We start from the raw sequence: 3,161 nt of genomic DNA on the forward strand, positions 1-3,161 counted from the left end.
GGCCGGCGTGAGTACCACCTCAAGCCGTTCCGGGCCGCGATCGCGGCCGGAACCTCGCAGATCATGCCGTACTACGGCATGCCGGTGGGCACCGACTGGACTGAAGCCGGCTTCGCGTTCAACACCGAGGTCATCACCGGGTTGCTCCGCGGCGAGCTGGGCTTCGACGGCATCGTGTGCACGGACTGGGGCCTGATCGGCGACAGCGTCATCCTGGGTCAGCCAATGCCGGCCCGGGCCTGGGGGGCCGAGCACCTGAGCGAGGTGCAACGGGCGCAGCGAATCATCGACGCCGGGTGCGACCAGTTCGGCGGCGAGTCCCGCCCCGAGCTGGTGGTCGAGCTGGTCCGATCCGGGCAGGTCAGCCAGGCCCGCATCGACGAATCCGTCCGCCGCCTGCTGCGGGAGAAGTTCCTACTCGGACTCTTCGACCAGCCGTTCCTCGACGTCGATCACGCCGTGGCAACGATCGGCCGGCCCGACTTCGTGGCCGCCGGCGAGGTCACCCAGCGCGCAGCGATCGTACGGCTCACCGCCGCCACGTCGGGCCCGGCCGCGCTGCCGATGGGCACCGGCCACGCCGTCTACGTCGAGAACATCAGCCCGGCCGCGGCTGCCCGGCTCGGCCGGGTGGTCGCCGACCCGACTGAGGCTGACGTGGCGGTGCTGCGCCTCGACGCGCCCTACGAACCACGCCCCGGCGGGTTCGAGTCGTTCTTCCACGCCGGCTCGCTGGAGTTCCCGGCGGACGAGCGGGACCGGGTCATCGCCGTCTGCCGGCAGGTCCCGACGATCATCGTGCTGTTCCTGGACCGGCCGGCGATCGTGCCCGAGATCGCCGCCGCGGCGGCCGCCCTGCTGGTGGAGTTCGGTGCCCGCGACGACGCCGTCGTCGACGTCCTGCTCGGCCACGCCCACGCGCGCGGCCGGTTGCCGTTCGACCTGCCCTCGTCCATGCAGGCCGTGGTGGACAGCCGCACCGACACCCCGTACGACACCGCCGACCCGCTGTTCCGCTTCGGCGACGGCATCGTCACCTGAGCAGTCCACCCCCACCCCGAGGGAGCCGACCCATGCCGCAGCAGGCCAAAGCCCCGCCCACGCAACCCTTCCGCGCCGACGCGTTCGCGCCTTCAGACGATACGACCTTGCGATGGCTGGGCATGGCCGGCTTCCTGATCAACAGCCGCGGCACGACGATGATGATCGACCCGCTGCTACGCGGGTTCGACATGCCCATCATGATCGAGATGCCGGTCACCGCCGCCGACGTCCCGCACCTGGACGCCGTCCTGGTCACCCACAGCGACAACGACCACTACAGCGTCCCGACCTGCCGGGACCTCGCCGGCGTCACCGACGCCTACCACTCCACCCAGTACGTCGCCGGGCTGATGACGGACCAAGGGCTGCCCGCGCACGGCCATGACATCGGCGACCAGTTCGACGTCGGCGCGGTACGCGTCGAGGTGACGCCGGCGGACCACGCCTGGCAGAACGAGTCCCCCGGCGCCGCCACCCGCATCTTCCGGACCGAGGACGCCTGCGGCTTCTGGATCACCACGCCCGACGGCACCATCTGGGCGCCCGGCGACTCACGCTTGATCGAGGAGCATCACCTGCGCATGCCCGCTCCCGACGCCCTGCTGTTCGACTTCTCCGACAGCGAATGGCACTTCGGGCTCGCCGGCGCCGCGCGGATGGCCAACGCGTACCCCGGCACACCGTTGCTGCTGCACCACTGGGGATCGGTCGACGCTCCGGACTTCCCGCCCTTCAACGGCGACCCGCAGACCCTGCACGCCCTGATCGAGAATCCGCAACGCATCCAGGTCCTCGCCCCGGGTGAGCCGTACCGGCTGCAGCGGTCGCCGTCGGCCGGATGAACGATTCGGTCTCACCGTGGGCGCCGTTCCGGCACCGGGCGTTCTTCTGGCTCTGGCTCGGCGTCGTGATCAGCAGCGTCGGTCTGTGGGCACAGACGGTGGGCGCGCAGTGGCTGTTCGTCAACGACCCCGGCGCGGCGACCATCGTCACCCTGGTGCAGACCGCCACCACGCTGCCGATGATGCTGCTCGCCCTGCCCGCCGGTGTGCTGGCCGACGCGTTCGACCGCCGCGGGCTGATGCTGGGCGTGCAGGCGTACTTCGTCGTCGCGGCCGTCCTGCTCGCCGTGCTCACCGCGGCCGGGATGATGCCCCCGGCCCTGCTGCTGACCTTCACGTTCGCCATCGGCGCCGGCCAGGCCGTCCTGTCACCCACCTGGCAGGCCCTCATCACCGAGCTCGTACCCCGCACCGAGCTGGCCGCCGCCACCCGCCTCGACATGGTCAGCGTCAACGTCGCCCGGGCCGCCGGCCCTGCCCTGGCCGGTCTCGTGATCGCCCGCTGGGATGTGCCGCCGGTGTTCGGCGGCACGGCCGCCGCCGCCGGGATCTTGGCCCTCGTGCTGCTGGCCTGGCGCCGCCCCCGCGTCACCCATCGCGAGCGGGAACCATTTCTCCCGGCCCTGGTCGCCGGCAGCCGATACGTACGGCACGAGCCGGTCGTCCGGCGGATCCTGCTGCGCCTCGCCACCTTCATGGCCCCCGCGTGCGCCGTGTGGGCACTTCTGCCGCTGATCGCCAGCCGGCAGCTCGGCCTGGGCGCCGACGGCTACGGGTTGCTCTTCGCCGCCCTCGGCGTCGGCGCCGTGGCCGGCGCCCTGGGCCTGGGCCGGATCACACGGCATCTCTCCTCCAACGCGGTGCTCGCGCTGGCCGCGCTCGCCTTCGCGCTGGCCTTCGGAGCGCTCGCCGTGGCCACGGATGCGTGGATCGCGGTGCCGCTGCTGGTCGTGTGCGGCCTGGGGTGGACCGCCACCGTGTCCACCGTCATCTCCGAGCTGCAGCTGTTCCTGCCCGGCTGGGTACGTGCCCGGGCCATCGCGGTGTACCTGATGGTCTTCCTCGGAACCCAGGCGCTCTTCTCCCCGATCTGGGGCCAGGTCACCCAGCACCTCGGCCTCGACGTGGCCATGCTGGCAGTCGCCGCCCTGGTCGGCCTCGGCGCGGTCGCCGGCCTGGCGCTGCACGTACCCGACAGCCAGCAACTCGACCGCTCCGCGCTGTCCTACTGGATCCCGGCGCCGGTGGCAGTGGAGCCGGACCCGGGCGCCGGAC

Annotated in this window: 3 protein-coding genes; all 3 read left to right on the top strand. The window is 72.0% G+C overall.

Annotated features, from left to right (window positions below):
- Positions 1–1,041: glycoside hydrolase family 3 N-terminal domain-containing protein (locus tag AB0M20_RS34570; protein WP_364304570.1), on the top strand; the 1,041-nt coding region annotated here is incomplete at its 5' end.
- Positions 1,042–1,073: 32 nt separating this feature from the next.
- On the top strand, positions 1,074–1,886 hold the full coding sequence (locus tag AB0M20_RS34575) for an MBL fold metallo-hydrolase (protein ID WP_364304572.1): 813 nt from the start codon (positions 1,074–1,076) through the stop codon (positions 1,884–1,886).
- A partial coding sequence (locus AB0M20_RS34580; protein WP_364304574.1) for an MFS transporter occupies positions 1,883–3,161 on the top strand: 1,279 nt, incomplete at its 3' end. The genes AB0M20_RS34575 and AB0M20_RS34580, both read left to right, overlap by 4 nt.

Origin of the sequence: Actinoplanes sp. NPDC051633, assembly GCF_040681735.1 — a bacterium.
Lineage (GTDB): Bacteria > Actinomycetota > Actinomycetes > Mycobacteriales > Micromonosporaceae > Actinoplanes.

Coding starts and splice junctions, on each gene's coding strand:
- AB0M20_RS34575 (WP_364304572.1), top strand. CDS start 1,074: ATGCCGCAGCAGGCCAAAGCCCCGCCCACGCAACCCTTCCGCGCCGAC.